Source organism: Acidithiobacillus ferriphilus, assembly GCF_018854775.1.
In the GTDB taxonomy this organism is placed as follows: domain Bacteria; phylum Pseudomonadota; class Gammaproteobacteria; order Acidithiobacillales; family Acidithiobacillaceae; genus Acidithiobacillus; species Acidithiobacillus ferriphilus.
Genome location: NZ_JAAZTY010000044.1, coordinates 1 through 16,516, shown reverse-complemented (window position 1 = coordinate 16,516; position 16,516 = coordinate 1). Strand labels below are relative to the sequence as shown.

Sequence of the window (16,516 nt, the reverse complement as noted above, 5' to 3'; positions counted from 1 at the left end):
ACTTCGCCGCCTATGGCGCGCGCAGCGCTGACAATGCGACCCAGACTACGGTCTACCGCCTCGACCGCAGCAATGGCGGCGGCCAAGTTGCCACTGTGGCCGACCATATCAGGATTGGCAAGATTACAGATGATGGTATCGTAATGACGGCTTTCGATACGGGTGACCAGAGTATCAGTCAGCTCATCCACACTCATTTCCGGTTGCAAATCGTAGGTGGCGACTTTGGGGGACGGAATCAATACGCGATCCTCACCCGGGAACACCCTTTCGTCACCGCCATTTAAAAAGAAAGTGACATGGGCGTATTTTTCGGTTTCGGCGATGCGCAGCTGATGCAAGCCGTGTTGAGACACCCATTCGCCAAAGGTGTTTTTCAGGCGGGTAGGGGGATAAGCCACATGCACGTCAAAGCGTTCACTGTATTCTGTGAGGGTAACGAAGTCGGCGAGGTGGGGTGTTGCTTGCCGGGTGAAACCATCGAAATCCGCTTCGACAAAGGGGCGGGTGATCTGTCGGGCGCGATCGGAACGAAAGTTCATGAATAACACCGCATCATGATCGCCGATACACGCCGGGCTGGCACCAATCTGGGAGGCGGCGACAAATTCGTCACTTTCGCCACGCGCATAGGCGGCGGCGAGCGCTTCTACACCCGTGGCATAGTGTTCACCTTTACCGAGGGTAAGCAGATCATAAGCCTGCTGTACCCTATCCCAGCGGTGGTCGCGGTCCATGGCATAGAAACGGCCAATCACTGAAGCCAGGGCACCACCATGAGTGCTGATCTCGGCATCCAGCTTTTCCAGTGATGGCGCCGCGCAGCGTGGCAGGGTGTCACGACCATCCAGAAAGGCATGCACATAGACCCGTTCAGTCCCCCGGCCTCGTGCTAGGCGCAGCGCCGCGAGAATGTGTTCTTCGTGGGAGTGCACCCCGCCTGCTGAAAGCAGGCCAAGAATATGTACAGCACCGCCCCGTGCCTTGGCGGCATCCACCGCCGCACAGAGGGTGCTGTTAGCATAAAAGCTGCCATCGGCGATGGCACGATTAATACGTTCATACTCCTGATATACCACGCGACCGGCACCGATATTGATGTGCCCGACTTCGCTGTTGCCCATCTGCCCGCCCGGAAGCCCTACAGAGGCACCAGACGCATTGATGAGGCCATGGGGATGACTTTGCCACCAGCCATCCCAGTTCGGCGTACGTGCCTGGGCAATGGCGTTATCCTCGGGATCTTCGCGATATCCCCAGCCATCGAGGATCAGGAGTAACACCGGACGTGGTTTATGGGTCATCAGTTTCCTCTGCATGGCGAACATACCCCGTGAGTGAAAAGCATTAGAACAGATCGGGAGAATCCTGTCATGGGGTCATGATCAGAGGTTTCAGATGCCAGATATCCGCATTGTACTGGGCAATGGTCCGGTCACTGGAGAAAACGCCGCTGGCCGCCGTATTGAGGATACTGAGACGTTGCCATTCGGTCTGATCATGCCAGAGTTCCGCTGCTTCCCGTTGCTTCAGCTTGTAGCTGGTAAAGTCGGCGAGCACCATCCACGGATCCTGGGGATGGGTGACGGCGTGGATGATGGGGTCGAAAATGCCCGGTTCGAAAGCGTTGAAATAGCCGCTCTGTATGAGATCCATGACCCGTTGCAGGTCATGGTCCGCCTGTAGGTAGATTTGCGGGTTATAGTGCCCGCGCTGTTGACCCACCTCCTGAGCATTCAATCCGAAGAGGAAAAAATGTTCGGGACCTACCGCGTCGCGGATTTCGATATTGGCGCCATCCAGAGTGCCAATGGTCAGTGCCCCGTTCATCATGAACTTCATGTTGCCGGTACCGGAAGCCTCCTTGCCGGCCGTGGAGATCTGCTCGGAGAGATCCGTCGCCGCGCAAATTTGTTCCATGAGAGAGACCCGGTAATCGGGTAGAAAACTCACGCGCAACAAACCCTCGGTATCGGGATCGTGATTGATGACATTGGCAATGTTGTTGATGAACTTGATGATGCGCTTGGCCATAAAATAGCCGGGTGCGGCCTTACCAGCGAAAAGGACATTGCGGGGAGTCACCTCGGCCGCTTCGCCGCGCTTGATGCGGTCATACAGGTGGATGACATGCAGAGCGTTGAGTAGTTGCCGCTTGTACTCGTGGATGCGCTTTACCTGTACATCCACTAGGGCCTCGGAGATGAAAGTGACGCCGGTATGCTGATGCACGAGCGCCGCCAGCCTTTTCTTGTTAACGCGACGTACCTCTGCCCAGCGTTTGCGGAACCCCGCATCATCCGCTGCCGCCGCCAGATCCCGTAAACGCTCCAGATCGTACTTCCAATCGGGGCCGATGCGTTCGGTGATGAGATCACGCAGCCCTGGATTGGCCCATTGCAGCCAGCGTCTCGGAGTCACCCCGTTGGTTTTATTGTTGAACTTTTTTGGCCAGAGACGGTGAAAATCAGCGAAAAGTTCATCGCGGAGGAGCTGGGTGTGCAGTGTTGCGACCCCGTTGACCGAAAAACTGCCGACCACGGCGAGGTGCGCCATCCGCACCATCTGCTCACCGCCTTCTTCGATAATAGACAGCCGCCGCAGCAAATCGGTGTCGCCCGGTGCGTGCCGAGCCACTTCTTGCAGGAAACGTCCATTGATTTCCAGGATGATTTCCAGCAGGCGTGGCAGGAGTTGTCGGAATAAACGCACCGACCATCGCTCTAGTGCTTCGGGCAATAAGGTGTGGTTGGTATAGGCCATGGTGTGGCTGGTAATGTCCCACGCGTCTTGCCAGCTTAGGCTATGCTCATCCATCAGCAGGCGCATCAGTTCCGGCACGGCGCAGCTGGGATGGGTGTCGTTGAGTTGGAAGCAGTGATGTTCGGCAAAGTCGCGGAAATTTTCGCCGTGGACAGCGACCCAGTCCGCGACTACATCCTGAAGACTGGCGGAGGCCAGAAAGTACTGCTGGCGCAGGCGCAATTCTTTGCCGTTTTCGCTGCTATCGTTGGGATAGAGCACCATACTGATGTGTTCTGCGCTATTTTTTGCCGCAACCGCCTCCGGATAAGCGCCAGCGTTGAACTCGCCAAGATCAAAAATGTCGGTGGCTGCTGCACGCCACAGGCGTAGAGTGTTGACCACGTCGTTACGATAGCCGGGGATGGGGATATCGTAAGGCACGGCGAGGACATCGTGGGTGTCGACCCAGCGCTGACGCATTTTCCCGTGGGCATCGTGATAGGTATCGCTACGCCCAAAGAAATGGATCCGGCGCACGCGCTCTGGCCGTTTCAGTTCCCAGGGATAGCCGTTCTTCAACCAGTGATCGGGTTCCTCTAGTTGCTCGCCACCGCGAATTTCCTGACGGAACATGCCGTAATCGTAGCGAATACCATAACCTGTGACCGGCAGGCCCAGAGAGGCGCAGCTGTCGAGAAAGCAGGCGGCGAGACGGCCCAGGCCGCCGTTACCTAAGCCGGCGTCAGGTTCGACCTCGAGGAGATCCGTCAGCTTACGGTGTTCCTGGGTAAGCATGTCGCGCGCAGCGTCTTCCAGCCCCAGGTTGAGCAGGGTATTACCCATGGTCCGCCCCAGTAGGAACTCCAGAGACAGATAAAAGGTGCGCTTGCCATTTTCGGCAGCCACCTTTTTCTGGGTGGTCTTCCAGCGTTCGATGAGCCGGTCACGCAGGCTCATTGCCAGCGCGGTGTAAACACTATTCCCCGAGCTGGCTGACTCTTCGGCACCCAGGGTGCGAAGCAGATAATGGCGCGTGTCCATGCACAGGCTGGAGGCATCCATACCCAAAGAGGGTAGTGAGCACGCGGTTTTTCTGGGGCGTTGGGAGGGCATAGGGGACTCCTCAAAAGACGGATGGCAGGCAGTCTCATCATAGAATGATGTTCTGGCCCGGGGAAAGAGGGGTTTGTTGCTTGTTTTTTGTGATTGCCGCATCTATCTATGTAAGGTAACCATTGAAAAACGGAGAACTCGTGATGGCTATCGTAACCTGGGTGTTGGTGAGTAATGCCGCGGAAGCGCGCCTCTTTAAAAATGAAGGTTGCGATACAGGGCTGCATCTCTTGCAGGATTGGACCCACCCCGACAGCCGCAAACATCAGGACGATCTGGTGACGGATGCAGGAGGGCGGGCTCAGCAAAGCTTCGCCGCCGGGGCACGACCTGGCATCGAATGGCAAACCAGTCCTAAAGAGACGGAAATGTTGCACTTCGCCAGCGAACTGGCAACTTATTTAGGCGAGGCGCGCAAACAGAATGCGTTCCAACACTTGGTGCTTGTCGCTTCTCCGCATGTTCTGGGCTTGTTGCGTGAAAAACTGGATGCACCTACCATAGCGATGGTCTCGGGCACCTTAAACAAGGATTACACCAGTGCCGGGGTTGACGAACTCGCTAAACATCTTGCCCAAGTGATGTGTCCCTGATGGCCAAATCGTTGGCAGATTTTATACGGAATGCGCGCAGTCAAATTCGCGAAATAGACTGCGACACGCTTGAGGATTGGTTGCGCAGCCGCGATGATGTGCTGGTGGTGGATGTCCGGGAGTCCTGCGCCTTTGTGGAGGGGCATCTGCCCGATGCTATCCACGTGCCCCGCGGCTATCTGGAGGCTTTGGCCGATCCGGAGTATGGCCATTGTCATCCGGAGTTGGCCTTGGCGCGTGGTCGGGTCGTTGTCCTTTACTGTGACAGCGGAACGCGCTCCGCGCTGGCAGCGGTGACCTTGCAGGAGATGGGCTTTACCGAAGTTTATAATCTCGGCGGCGGCATCAATGTCTGGGATGCCGAGGATAAGCCCATCGTTTCCTAAGTGACTCGAAATCTAGCCGATATTCTCGCCAAAGTTTTCATGATAGCGCGCCTGGAATTCCGGCCAGGTAAAGCGGTGGTTTTGGGTGCCCGGACTTTCAATCTTATAGGCGCCCATCAACGAGGCGATCTTGCCGATCGTTTCCCAGCCGAGGTTGCGCTCCAGTCCATATAGCAGCCCTGCGCGATAGGCATCACCGCATCCGGTAGGATCCAAAACGGCTTTGGGCTTGGCGGCCGGAATGATCGTTTCCTCGCCATCATGATAAATCACCGAGCCATGTTCGCCGCGGGTGACAATCAGGGCCTTCAGACGCTGGCAGAGCTCCTCGACACCGAGACCCGTGCGTGCCTGTACCATCTGGCACTCATAATCATTGACGGTGAGGTAGTCGGCGCGATCAATCAGCCGCGTCAGGGTTGCGGTATCAAAAAGGGGCAAGCCCTGGCCCGGATCAAACAGCGTGGGGATGCCAGCATTCGTAAGGTCTTCCAAATGCTGCACCATGGCGCCGAGGCCATCGGGTGAAACAATGGCCCAACGCACGTCCTCGGGAATGCAGCCGGCCAGGTGATTTTCCTGGGCCTGAAACATGGCGCCGGGATGAAAGGCAGTGATCTGATTGTCGTCCAGATCAGTGGTAATGAAGGCCTGCGCAGTGTAATGGTCCGGGAGAATTCGCAGTAGACTGGTGTCTAATTCTTGTGCCCTCAGGTGATCGAGGTAGGGTGTGAAGTCCTGGCCAGCAGTGCCGACAATCAGCGGGTTGCCACCTAACAATTTTAGATTGTACGCGATGTTGCCAGCACATCCGCCAAAGTCGCGCCGCATTTCCGGGACGGTAAAGGACACGTTCAGCATGTGTACCTGATCGGGCAGAATGTGCGCCTTGAAGCGATCCTGAAAAACCATGATGGTATCAAAGGCCAGAGAACCGCAGACGAGAGTGGACATGGAAACTCCTTGTTGGTTTTTTGTCAAAACTGGCTAAAAGGTGTGGTATATTCATCTAAATCAGGCTACGATTGTAACAGGTTTCGATTCACAGTGCTGCTATATACGAGGTGCATTAGGTCATGAAGGGGAGGTTGCGCGCTTTACTGGTGTTCTCCGGGCTTGTCCTCGCCATTCCGGCTTGGGCGGCGGGCCAGTCTGCGCATGATGAGACCTACATCAATCTCTTTGGCGGGAGCACCTTTTTTGATGCATCCAGCGGACTGGGTGGCGGAGGTGATGCTGGTGTGGTTGGCTTGCGCCTGGGGCGGCGTGTAGATGCCCATGTGGGGGTTGAAGCGCAGGTGGCAGCGGCCTTCGCTCAGTTACAGAGCCCCGCGCATACTGGCGCCGCCAATCAATACAGTGCGGCGGTCCTGGGTAATCTTTACGCTTTCGACAGTCCTAATACTCCTTACCTCTCGCTGGGTTTGGGGGCATCCAGCAACCTGTTTGATAACCGGGTTGGACGAGGTAGCTCGTTGATGGGTGTCTTCGGGGTGGGATATCAGTATCTGTTGAATGATCAGATTGGTTTGCGTCTGGGGGTGCAGGATCAGTTGCTCTTTAATACCCCTACGCCCAGCAGTGCGAACTTCAATGATGTACAGGTGACGGGTGGTATTTCCTATTTTTGGGGTGGTGGCAATAAATCTTCTTTTCCGGTAGTCGGCCCGGCGCATCCCTAAGCCGTATACCCATCACGCTTGAGCAGTTTTTGCCTTTGCGGTGAGTGTGTTTCACTTCGCTTGTGCTGCTTCCCTTTGATATAGTGCGCACTGTCCCTGTCGACAGTGACAGTCGGCCTAGCCAGCGAGGAACTTAGCGCATGTCCAAAAGTCATCTTTTCACCTCTGAATCTGTTTCCGAAGGTCACCCCGATAAAGTCGCGGATCAGATTTCCGATGCCATTCTTGATGCGATCCTGGCCCAGGACCCCCGTGGTCGGGTGGCGGCCGAGACACTGATTACTACGGGTCTGATCGTGCTCGCGGGTGAAATTACCACCACAGCGGTGGTGGACTATGCGGATGTGGCGCGCCAGACCGTGCGCCGGATCGGTTATAACTCCTCGGATATGGGTTTCGACTGGGCTTCATGCGCGGTGGTGCAGACCTTGGACAAGCAATCCCCTGATATCGCTCAAGGCGTGGACGAAGGTGCCGGCCTTGACCTCGATCAGGGCGCTGGTGACCAGGGCCTGATGTTCGGCTTTGCCTGTGACGAGACGGATGTGCTGATGCCGACGCCCATCTACTTTGCCCACCGTCTGACCGAGCGGCAGGCGATGGTGCGCAAGGATGGTCGCCTGTCCTGGCTGCGTCCCGATGCCAAGAGTCAGGTGACGGTACGCTATGAGGATGGTCGCCCAGTCGCCATCGATACCGTGGTGCTTTCCACCCAGCATAGCCCGGATATCAGCCATGCAGATCTCGTCGACGCCGTGCGCGAGGAAATCATCAAGCCCGTCCTGCCTCCTGAGATGATCCATAAGGATACTAAATACCTCATCAACCCTACCGGCCGTTTTGTGATCGGCGGGCCCGTGGGGGACTGCGGTTTGACCGGGCGCAAAATCATTGTGGACACCTACGGCGGTCAGGGTAGCCATGGCGGCGGTGCGTTCTCCGGCAAGGACCCTTCCAAGGTAGATCGTTCCTCTTCCTACGCCGGACGCTATGTGGCCAAGAACATCGTGGCCGCCGGTCTGGCCAGGCGTTGCGAAGTACAGGTGGCCTATGCCATCGGCGTTTCGCAGCCGGTGAGCCTGATGGTGGATACTTTCGGTACCGGAGTGATTGACGACGACCGGATCGCCGTTCTGGTGCGTGAGCACTTTGACCTGCGTCCCAAAGGCATCATCCAGATGCTCGACCTGTTGCGGCCCATCTATGCCAAAACGGCTGCCTATGGTCACTTTGGTCGCGAAGAGCCTGAGTTTACCTGGGAGCGCACGGACAAGGCAGCCGCCTTGCGCGACGCTGCCGGACTGCGGTAAAAATGCCTTGGCGGGGGTTCTCCCCGCTGGAAGATCGGGTCGAGGGGCGCTGCAGTCGTCATGCCTCGCTTTGCCGTCCCGGCTGGATGCTTTCCCGGCCGGAAAGGCGGTGGGGGCGACGATCAGGCTCGGCCTATGCTTCCCATCTGTAAAACTGCGCTCGCTTTCATGCTCAAGGAATGACTTACATGAATGCTGTGCTCAAAAGTTCTGCTGATTACAAAGTCGCCGATATTTCCCTTGCTGATTGGGGACGTAAAGAAACCCGCATCGCTGAAACAGAAATGCCGGCATTGATGACCATTCGCCGCAAATATCAGGCGCAGCAGCCCCTCAAGGGCGCGCGTATTGCCGGCTGCATCCACATGACCATCCAGACCGCGGTGCTTATCGAAACGCTGGTGGCGCTCGGTGCGGAAGTGCGTTGGTCTTCCTGTAACATTTTCTCCACCCAGGATCAGGCGGCGGCGGCCATCGCGGCGGCGGGTATTCCGGTTTTTGCCTGGAAAGGTGAGACGGAAGACGAGTATTGGTGGTGTGTCGAGCAGACCATCACCGGTCCGGATGGCTGGCGCCCGAACATGCTGCTGGATGATGGCGGAGACCTCACCGGCCTGTTGCATCAGAAATATCCGGAGCTGCTGGCCGGTATCCATGGTGTCTCCGAGGAGACCACTACCGGTGTGCATCGCCTTTGGGAAATGGCCCAGAAAGGCAGCCTGAAAATTCCTGCCATCAACGTCAACGATTCCGTGACCAAGAGCAAGAACGACAACAAGTATGGATGCCGTCACTCGCTCAGTGACGCCATCAAGCGGGCCACCGACCATCTGCTCTCCGGTAAGCGCGCGCTGGTGCTGGGCTATGGCGATGTGGGCAAGGGCTCGGCGGCTTCCCTGCGTCAGGAAGGGATGATCGTCCGCGTCTCAGAGGTGGATCCCATTTGCGCCATGCAGGCCTGCATGGACGGTTATGAAGTCGTGTCGCCCTATAAAAACGGCATCAACGATGGTACGGATGCCAGCGTTGATCGTGATCTTCTGGGCCAGATGGATTTGCTGGTGACCGCTACCGGCAACTTCAACGTTTGTGACGCCGGTATGCTCAAGGCCATCAAGAAGGGCGCCGTGGTCTGTAACATTGGTCATTTTGATAACGAGATCGATACCGCTTTCATGCGCAAAACCTGGGCTTGGGACGAAGTGAAGGCGCAGGTCCACAAGGTCTACCGTGATGCGGCTGCCGGTAAGGCCTTTGATCCCGATAGTGATGACTACCTGATTCTCCTCTCCGAAGGGCGTCTGGTGAACCTGGGCAATGCGACGGGTCACCCCAGCCGAATCATGGATGGTTCTTTCGCCAACCAGGTGCTGGCGCAGATTCACCTGTACGACGAGCGTTTCGCCGATCTGCCTGCCGCGGAGAAGGCCGGTCACATCTCCGTTACCGTTCTGCCGAAGGCTCTGGATGAAGAAGTGGCGCGCTATATGGTGGAAGGCTTTGCGGGGGTATTGACCCGTCTGACCGATGTACAGTCCAAGTACCTTGGCGTGTCCGTTGATGGGCCCTTCAAGGCTGACGCGTACCGCTACTGATGGCACATTCCGTCGAGTTCTTTCCCCCCAAAAATGCCGCGGGTGAGGAACGTCTGCGGGAGGCGATAACCGCGCTTCTCCCCTTGGGTCCCGAGTATGCCTCGGTGACCTTCGGGGCGGGCGGGTCCACCCGCGAGCGGACCTTTGCTACCGTGACCATGATCCGTCAGGATTATGATCTGGAGGCGGTGCCGCATCTCTCGTGCATCGGGTCTACGGAAGCGGGGATCCGGGAGATTCTCGAAGATTACCAGAAGCAGGGCGTACGGCGTATCGTTGCTCTGCGCGGTGATTTACCAGAAGGTATGGAGAATCCCGGCCACTTTCAGCATGCTGCAGATCTGGTTGCATTTATCCGCCATTTTGGTGGTTTTGACGTGTATGTGGCGGGCTATCCGGAGATCCATCCCCGGGCGACTTCGGCTCGTGATGATGTGGCACATCTGGTGACCAAGGTGCGGGCGGGGGCGGATGCGATTATCACCCAGTATTTTTTCAATCCCGATGCCTATCTGCAGTTGCGCGATGATTTGCAACGGCAAGGGGTTGATGTGCCGGTGGTGGTTGGCGTCATGCCTATCACTAATTTTGAGCAGATATCCCGTTTTTCTGCCATGTGCGGAGCGGACATCCCTCAGTATGTGCGACGCCGAATGGAAGCCTACAGCGATGATCCGCAATCCCAGTATCAGCTTGGAATTGAGTTGTTGAGCCGGCAGTGCCGGCTACTGTTGCGGGAGGGGGCACCGAGCCTGCATTTTTATACCCTGAATCAGGCTGAAGCGACGGCAGCGATTTGGCGTAACCTCAGTCTCTAGTCATCATTGACGCTATCTATCGTCGGGCCATTGCACAGGCCTTCTGTGGCGGCGTTTTATGTTGACCGGCGAGTGTCCTTTGCTAAACTGCCCGAAAACGGGGCTTTGTCCGTAGAGCGGACTGCCGCAGATTTTATTCACTAAAGAGGTTACATTCTCATGTCTAAGAAACATCCCGTCGTTGCCGTGACTGGTTCATCAGGGGCGGGTACCACCACCGTCAAGCATGCCTTCCATGACATTTTCAGGCGTTTGAAAATTAACCCGGTCATTATCGAAGGTGATAGCTTCCATCGTTACAACCGTACCGAGATGCGCGAAGCCATCGCCAAGGCGGCGGCTGATGGTAAAACCATTAGCCATTTTGGCCCGGAAGGCAATGATTTCGAAGCGCTGGAGCGGCTATTCCGCGAGTATGGTGAGACCGGTCATGGGCAGATGCGTTACTACGTTCACGACGAGTCTGAGGCCGAACTGCGCGGTAGCGCACCGGGTACGTTCACCCCTTGGCAGGATATGCCATCTGGTACGGACCTGCTGTTTTATGAAGGATTGCATGGTGGTGTGAAGACCGATGATGTTGACGTGGCTAATTACGTCGACCTATTAGTTGGTGTGGTGCCGGTGGTCAATCTGGAGTGGATTCAGAAGATTCACCGTGACAATGCCCAGCGTGGCTATTCCGCTGAGGCGATTGTGGATACCATTCTGCGTCGTATGCCGGACTACATTCACCACATTACCCCGCAATTCTCACGCGCCCACATCAATTTCCAGCGTGTACCGCTGGTGGATACGTCCAATCCCTTCATTGCCCGCGATATTCCGACACCGGACGAAAGCATGGTGGTCATCCGCTTTCGTGACCATAGGGAAGCGAACTTCCCCGCTCTATTGCAAATGTTGCCGGGTAGTTTTATGTCTCGTTCTAATACCTTGGTAATCCCAGGAACCAAGATGGGTTTCGCGATGGAAGTCATCCTTGGGCCGCGTATTGAACAGATGCTGGAAGACATGCGCGACTCTATCTGAGGCCATGCAGGCTTAACTTCAGATTAATCCCGTGGTGGCGGTACTACTGCGGGATTTGTTTTCTGGCAGGGGCTATTGGTGCACCAAGTGCCAATGCCAAGTAGTCGTTGTGACTGGGTCGATCAAGATGTTGGCATCACTCGAAAGGTGGGCGGTCTCGGTGATTGCGCCACACTGTTTGGCGCGCTGCAGCCATCCGGCCATTGACAGACCGGAATCGTGTTTGAGCACATACAGCTCTTGCCATTCCAGCGCATGACGCTGTGTCCCAACGGATACTCCCGGCCATCTTCGGTCCTCCGTGCCTTGGCCGTCAAGCCAGAGAAGCCCGGGTTCTCTTCAGCCGCGCGTGGCGGGAAATCGATGGGTGCGCCCGGAGCGCGCATAATGGCCGAACCGGAGAGTGAGAATAAACAGCTACGGAAGGAATCGGCGCAAATGCGTATGGAGCAGGATATCGTAAAAAAGCGGCCCAAAGGTGAGCAAACCGTATCGCGCTCTTGCGGAATGCGGGCAGATCGGCGCATCCTTCGTGAAAACCCGCCAACGCGATATAATCACGACAAACGATCTGGAAAGGATGACCCATGAGTTTATCCAAAGAACATTTGATTATTTTCGACACTACCTTGCGCGATGGAGAACAGTCGCCGGGCGCGGCCATGACGCGCGATGAAAAACTGCGTATCGCCAAGGCCCTGGAGCGTTTGCACGTGGATGTCATCGAGGCAGGCTTTCCCGCCGCCAGCAACGGCGATTTTTTTGCGGTGCAGGCCATCGCCGCGGCGGTAAAGGACAGCCGTATCTGTGCGTTGGCCCGTGCCCGGGACGCTGATATCCGCCGCGCCGGGGAGGCCATCGCTGGTGCAGCGGCGGGGCGCATCCACACTTTCATTGCCACCAGTCCGGTACACATGCAGGCCAAATTGCGCATGTCTCCCGACGAGGTCTTGGATCGGGCGGTGGCTGCGGTGAAGCTTGCCCGGCGGTATTGCGATGATGTGGAGTTTTCGCCGGAGGATGCCGGGCGTTCCGAAGAGAACTTCCTCTGCCGGGTGATCGAGGCGGTGATCGACGCCGGAGCACGTACCATCAATATCCCGGATACGGTGGGTTACAACCTCCCGGACCGCTTCGGGCAACTCATCGCCAACCTGCGCGCGCGGGTGCCCAATGCCGACCAGGCGATCTTCTCCATCCATTGCCACAACGATCTGGGTCTGGCGGTGGCAAACTCGCTGTCGGCGGTGCAGCATGGTGCGCGTCAGGTGGAGTGCACCATCAACGGATTGGGCGAACGGGCGGGCAATGCAGCTCTGGAAGAAATTGTCATGGCTGTGCGGACCCGGACTGATGTCTTCGCCTGTGATACCCGTATCGACATCAGCCAGATCGTACCTACCAGCAAATTGGTGTCCACCATTACCGGTTTTCCGGTGCAACCCAACAAAGCCATTGTCGGTGCTAATGCCTTTGCCCATGAGTCAGGTATTCATCAGGATGGCGTCCTCAAACATCGCGAAACTTATGAGATCATGCGTGCCGAGGATGTGGGTTGGGCCGCCAACCGGATGACCCTGGGTAAGCTCTCGGGTCGGGCGGCCATGCGAGCACGCCTCGGTGCCCTCGGTATTCATCTGGAGGGGGAGGCGTTGAACGTGGCTTTTGCCCGCTTCAAAGACCTGGCCGATCGCAAAGCCGAAATCTTCGACGAGGATTTGCAGGCGTTGGTCAATGAGGATATGCAAGAGGAACAGGCAGAACGCTATCGCTTGGGTTATCTACGCGTTTGCTCGGAGATGGGTACTCATCCCGAAGCCCAGGTGGAGGTTTTGGTGGAAGGCGTGGCCAAGACCGCCGGTGCCACGGGTGGAGGGCCAGTGGACGCCGCCTTCAAGGCCATCGAAGCGGTGGTGGCAAGCGGTGCGCAATTGTTACTGTATTCAGTCAATGCCATCACGACGGGTACTGACGCCCAAGGGGAGGTCACGGTGCGTTTGCAGCAGAACGGACGCATCGTGAATGGTCTGGGAGCGGATACGGACATCGTCCTCGCCAGCGCCAAAGCCTATCTTTCGGCCCTGAACCGCCTGCAACAACCCCAAGAGCGGCGGCATCCGCAGATCTAGGGCGACATGGCCTTTCCCCTCAATCCCATTGCCCGCCAATGACGCCGGGCGTGACTTCCACTTCTGAGGAGAAGTTCATGGAAACGGTATCGGAGTTGGGTTTTTGGCAGCGCATGGCGACGACCCAAGGACTAATCATCCTTTTTTTTACCTCCGCAGGTTGCCATTCCTGCCGGATCTGGCGCAAGTTGCTAGCGGATTACGAGGCTGCCCGCAGTGGTTTGCAAGTCTGGGAGGTCGACGCAGGGATCGATATGGGGATCACCCAGGAGTTGAATGTCTATCATCTGCCCGCGCTTTTTCTTTTCCGGGATGGCCATTATCAGCGCCCCATTCAGGTGGAAGCGCGGGCGCATGCGTTAGACCGGTGGCTGGCAGCGATGACTGACCAGCCACCGGAAGAAATGCCATGACGGCCTGGGACGATACGGGTTGGCACCGTCAGGCGCAGCGCGCGCCGTCGCCCTACCACGACGAACGTCCGGTGAGCACGGTGGTGGACCTGCTGGTGGTGCATGCCATCAGCCTCCCGCCTGAGAGCTTTGGTAGCGGTGACGTGCAGCGTTTTTTCATGGGGACTTTGGACTTCGGTAGCTATCCGTACTATGGCGCTTTGCGCGACTTGCATGTCTCCGCACACTTTTTTATCGAACGGGATGGTACCTTGTGGCAGCACGTCGGTGTATTTCAGCGCGCCTGGCATGCCGGGGCGTCTGCGTGGCAGGGCCGCCCAGCCTGTAACGATTATAGTGTCGGCGTCGAGTTGGAGGGCAGTGAAAGTACTACATTCATGCCGATCCAGTATCAGCGTCTGGCGACATTGGCGAAAGACTTGCAGGGCCTATTCCCGGGTATGAATCCTGAACGTATGGTGGGACACTCGGACATTGCCCCCGGTCGTAAATGGGATCCAGGCCCAGGTTTTTCCTGGTCCTATCTGGCGGCGGTGAGTAAAAATGGCGGCCATGCGGCAAGCACCTAACGCAATTGGCGGCGTGGCTGGCAAGCGGAGCAATGGTTGGCGCAGCGCGTTGTAGAGACTGCGCGACTGCTATGAGCTTTTGAAGCCAGCAGTCCCCACGACCTCTGCATCTGGCTCATGAATCCGTTCGTCGCGGCCGTAGAACTTCACCCCGCGGATGATTTTGTCGCGGCCCTGACTGATCCGGTACTGATTGTTGTCGCGCAGGGAGTACACACAGCCGCAGTATTCCTGCTGATAAAACTGTTCACGTTTGGCAATGTCGATCATCCGCGCGCTGCCGCCGTCCTTGCGCCAATTATGGTCCCAGTATTTCAAGCCCGCATGGCGCGCGGCGGCCCGGTGTCCACAACCGTTAATCTGTTGCATATCCTTCCAACGGGAAATCCCGAGGGTGCTGGAGAAAATACTGAAGCCATGTTCAACAGCGTACAGGGCGGAGCGCTCAAAGCGCATATCGAAGCAGGCGGTGCAGCGTTTACCACGCTCCGGCTCCCACTCCAGCCCGCTCACCCGGGAAAACCAGTTGTCCTTATCGTAGTCGAGGTCAATAAAGGGCACCCCAAGTTGCTCAGCGTAGCGGATATTTTCTGCCTTACGCAGTTCATACTCGGCCTGGGGATGGATGTTGGGATTGTAGAAGAGTACGGTAAACCCGATGTCTGCCGCGCGGATATCATCCATGATAGGTCCGGCACAGGGCGCACAGCAGGAATGCAGCAGGATATGCTGGCTGCCATCGGGCGTTTGTAGCGGGGCGGCGGGCTTTTTGGACATGGGGGCGGTTCCCTGATGAATGACTTATCGGATGGAAGAATAGCGCTTTGCACCGATTTTGCCAAAAAGAGGAGGAAAAAATGGAGAGCGATTTGCGTAGAGGGGGTTGCCAGCCCTGTGAAGGCGGGATGGCAGGGTTGTCGGCGGAGGCCGTTCAAGCGGGATTACAGGATTTACCCGGCTGGCGGCTTGATGGCCATACGCTACGCCGAGATTGCCATTTCAAAAACTTTTACGAAACCATGGCCTTTGTAAATGCTGTGGCCTGGATTGCCAACCGGGAAGATCATCATCCTGATATGGAAATCGGTTATGGACGTTGTGTGGTGCGCTATAGCACCCATGCCATAGATGGGCTGACAGCTAATGATTTTATCTGTGCCCGGCAGATTAACGCACTTTTGGCTTGATGCCGCGCTTTGGGAGCAGCATATTCAGGTTCTGCTCCTCATTAGCTGCGAAGTGGGGCGCCGCCTTAAGCCTGATGGGCCGAGCGCAGGAGGGGGCGCATACCTTCCCGAATCTGGCGCTGGATGAAGGCGGCGCGGCCAGGCTCGCGCTTGTCCAGTTCAGCGGCGCACTGGGAATCCGTCAACGCGGCGGCGCTGAGCATGACTTCCAGTTCACAGGTGTCTACCTTGGGATCGGTGAGCGCGGTCGGGGCGACATTCATCTGGTTGCCAACCTGCCAGAACATCCGAGCATTCCACAGGCGCAGGCGCACATTGGGATTCTGAAAGAGTTCTACACAACGGGTATTGAGGGCCTTGGGGTCCACGGTCATCCTCCTGTTTAAACGGATAAAGACATCGCCTGTATTGGCGAGTGTGCCTAAGCATACTCGCGCATCAATCTGAATCAGGCGGAAGCCTTCTGCATATTAATATTTTGATTGGTGGCGAGTTCGGGGTTGTAGAGGTATTCCACATTACCCTGTTCCACCTGTTTGAGATATTCCTGGAAATCGGCCTTGGCTTTATCCCAGCTGATGCCCATTTTTTCGACCAGGTCTTCACAGGGTGAAGCGTGCCACTGCAACTGGACGATCTTGAAGGGATCGGCGCCACAGGCGAGCGCCGCGAGTTGCACGTCGGCGATGATCGGCATGGAGTAATTCATGTCGTGCGCCTTGCCGATCCACTGGTTCTTGTCCAGAGTGGTGATGCAGCCGGTGTCGATGCCGATCATGACGTCGGCCTTGGCTTCTTCCCGGGCCACCTTGATCTTGCGATTCATGGAGAAGCTGCGGGTGAACTCACGCTCGGAAATGATGTGGCGAAAACCAAAGCCACAGCAGTCGTACCAGGTGGAGTAGTCGATAACCTGCGCACCCAGGGCCTGCGCGACGGAGGTG

Annotated in this window: 17 protein-coding genes and 1 riboswitch; of the genes, 11 read left to right on the top strand and 6 right to left on the bottom strand. The window is 56.9% G+C overall.

From position 1 onward, the window contains the following. Together gpmI and HF921_RS03845 are read right to left on the bottom strand one after the other, a co-directional pair. Window positions 1–1,304 (bottom strand): 2,3-bisphosphoglycerate-independent phosphoglycerate mutase (gene gpmI, locus HF921_RS03850; protein ID WP_215861976.1); only part of this gene is annotated, 1,304 nt, incomplete at its 3' end. Between the two features lie 67 nt (window positions 1,305–1,371). Beyond that, on the bottom strand, window positions 1,372–3,858 hold the full coding sequence (locus tag HF921_RS03845; protein ID WP_215861977.1) for a glycogen/starch/alpha-glucan phosphorylase: 2,487 nt from the start codon (window positions 3,856–3,858) through the stop codon (window positions 1,372–1,374). A gap of 143 nt (window positions 3,859–4,001) precedes the next feature. Here HF921_RS03845 and HF921_RS03840 point away from each other — a divergent pair, with 143 nt between their 5' ends. After that, the gene (locus tag HF921_RS03840) at window positions 4,002–4,451 is read left to right on the top strand and encodes a host attachment protein (RefSeq protein ID WP_064219093.1); all 450 of its coding nucleotides are present in this window, start codon (window positions 4,002–4,004) and stop codon (window positions 4,449–4,451) included. Next, on the top strand, window positions 4,451–4,837 hold the full coding sequence (locus tag HF921_RS03835; RefSeq protein WP_064219094.1) for a rhodanese-like domain-containing protein: 387 nt from the start codon (window positions 4,451–4,453) through the stop codon (window positions 4,835–4,837). Before HF921_RS03840 ends, HF921_RS03835 begins: the two co-directional genes overlap by 1 nt. A 12-nt stretch (window positions 4,838–4,849) precedes the next feature. On the opposite strand, the gene HF921_RS03830 is transcribed toward HF921_RS03835, so the two are convergent. Continuing rightward, window positions 4,850–5,791 (bottom strand): carbohydrate kinase family protein, encoded by a 942-nt coding sequence (locus HF921_RS03830; protein WP_064219095.1) that lies wholly within the window; start codon window positions 5,789–5,791, stop codon window positions 4,850–4,852. A gap of 122 nt (window positions 5,792–5,913) precedes the next feature. Here HF921_RS03830 and HF921_RS03825 point away from each other — a divergent pair, with 122 nt between their 5' ends. From HF921_RS03825 to ampD, 8 genes are all read left to right on the top strand, one after another. Beyond that, window positions 5,914–6,519 carry an outer membrane beta-barrel protein gene (locus HF921_RS03825; RefSeq protein WP_064219096.1) on the top strand — a complete coding sequence of 202 codons (606 nt, stop codon included), beginning with the start codon at window positions 5,914–5,916 and terminating at the stop codon, window positions 6,517–6,519. Between the two features lie 140 nt (window positions 6,520–6,659). Next, a complete protein-coding gene (gene metK, locus HF921_RS03820; protein ID WP_064219097.1) occupies window positions 6,660–7,829 on the top strand; it encodes a methionine adenosyltransferase in 1,170 nt (389 codons plus the stop codon). A gap of 35 nt (window positions 7,830–7,864) precedes the next feature. After that, a riboswitch (S-adenosyl-L-homocysteine riboswitch) is annotated at window positions 7,865–7,998 on the top strand. Between the two features lie 19 nt (window positions 7,999–8,017). After that, entirely contained in the window at window positions 8,018–9,424 is a 1,407-nt protein-coding gene (gene ahcY, locus HF921_RS03815; protein WP_064217705.1) for an adenosylhomocysteinase, read from the top strand. Beyond that, window positions 9,424–10,242 (top strand): methylenetetrahydrofolate reductase [NAD(P)H], encoded by an 819-nt coding sequence (gene metF, locus HF921_RS03810; RefSeq protein ID WP_064217706.1) that lies wholly within the window; start codon window positions 9,424–9,426, stop codon window positions 10,240–10,242. The genes ahcY and metF overlap by 1 nt, the downstream gene beginning before the upstream one ends. A gap of 159 nt (window positions 10,243–10,401) precedes the next feature. Next, window positions 10,402–11,274: a phosphoribulokinase gene (locus HF921_RS03805; RefSeq protein WP_064217707.1), complete on the top strand. Its 873-nt coding sequence runs from the start codon at window positions 10,402–10,404 to the stop codon at window positions 11,272–11,274. Window positions 11,275–11,861: 587 nt separating this feature from the next. After that, window positions 11,862–13,403: a 2-isopropylmalate synthase gene (locus HF921_RS03800; protein ID WP_064217709.1), complete on the top strand. Its 1,542-nt coding sequence runs from the start codon at window positions 11,862–11,864 to the stop codon at window positions 13,401–13,403. Between the two features lie 77 nt (window positions 13,404–13,480). Next, a complete protein-coding gene (locus HF921_RS03795) occupies window positions 13,481–13,816 on the top strand; it encodes a thioredoxin family protein (RefSeq protein ID WP_064217710.1) in 336 nt (111 codons plus the stop codon). Beyond that, entirely contained in the window at window positions 13,813–14,385 is a 573-nt protein-coding gene (ampD, locus tag HF921_RS03790) for a 1,6-anhydro-N-acetylmuramyl-L-alanine amidase AmpD (protein ID WP_064217711.1), read from the top strand. The genes HF921_RS03795 and ampD overlap by 4 nt, the downstream gene beginning before the upstream one ends. Window positions 14,386–14,454: 69 nt before the next feature. Here the strand turns inward: ampD and HF921_RS03785 are convergent, their stop codons facing one another. Continuing rightward, entirely contained in the window at window positions 14,455–15,162 is a 708-nt protein-coding gene (locus HF921_RS03785) for an epoxyqueuosine reductase QueH (protein WP_064217712.1), read from the bottom strand. Window positions 15,163–15,242: 80 nt separating this feature from the next. On the opposite strand from HF921_RS03785, the gene HF921_RS03780 reads away from it, so the two are divergent. Beyond that, window positions 15,243–15,572, top strand: coding sequence for a 4a-hydroxytetrahydrobiopterin dehydratase (locus HF921_RS03780; RefSeq protein WP_064217713.1), 330 nt, complete (start codon window positions 15,243–15,245; stop codon window positions 15,570–15,572). A gap of 65 nt (window positions 15,573–15,637) precedes the next feature. On the opposite strand, the gene HF921_RS03775 is transcribed toward HF921_RS03780, so the two are convergent. Beyond that, window positions 15,638–15,946 carry a hypothetical protein gene (locus HF921_RS03775; protein ID WP_226834321.1) on the bottom strand — a complete coding sequence of 103 codons (309 nt, stop codon included), beginning with the start codon at window positions 15,944–15,946 and terminating at the stop codon, window positions 15,638–15,640. 74 nt (window positions 15,947–16,020) lie between these two features. After that, a partial coding sequence (locus HF921_RS03770) for a heterodisulfide reductase-related iron-sulfur binding cluster (RefSeq protein ID WP_264318181.1) occupies window positions 16,021–16,516 on the bottom strand: 496 nt, incomplete at its 5' end.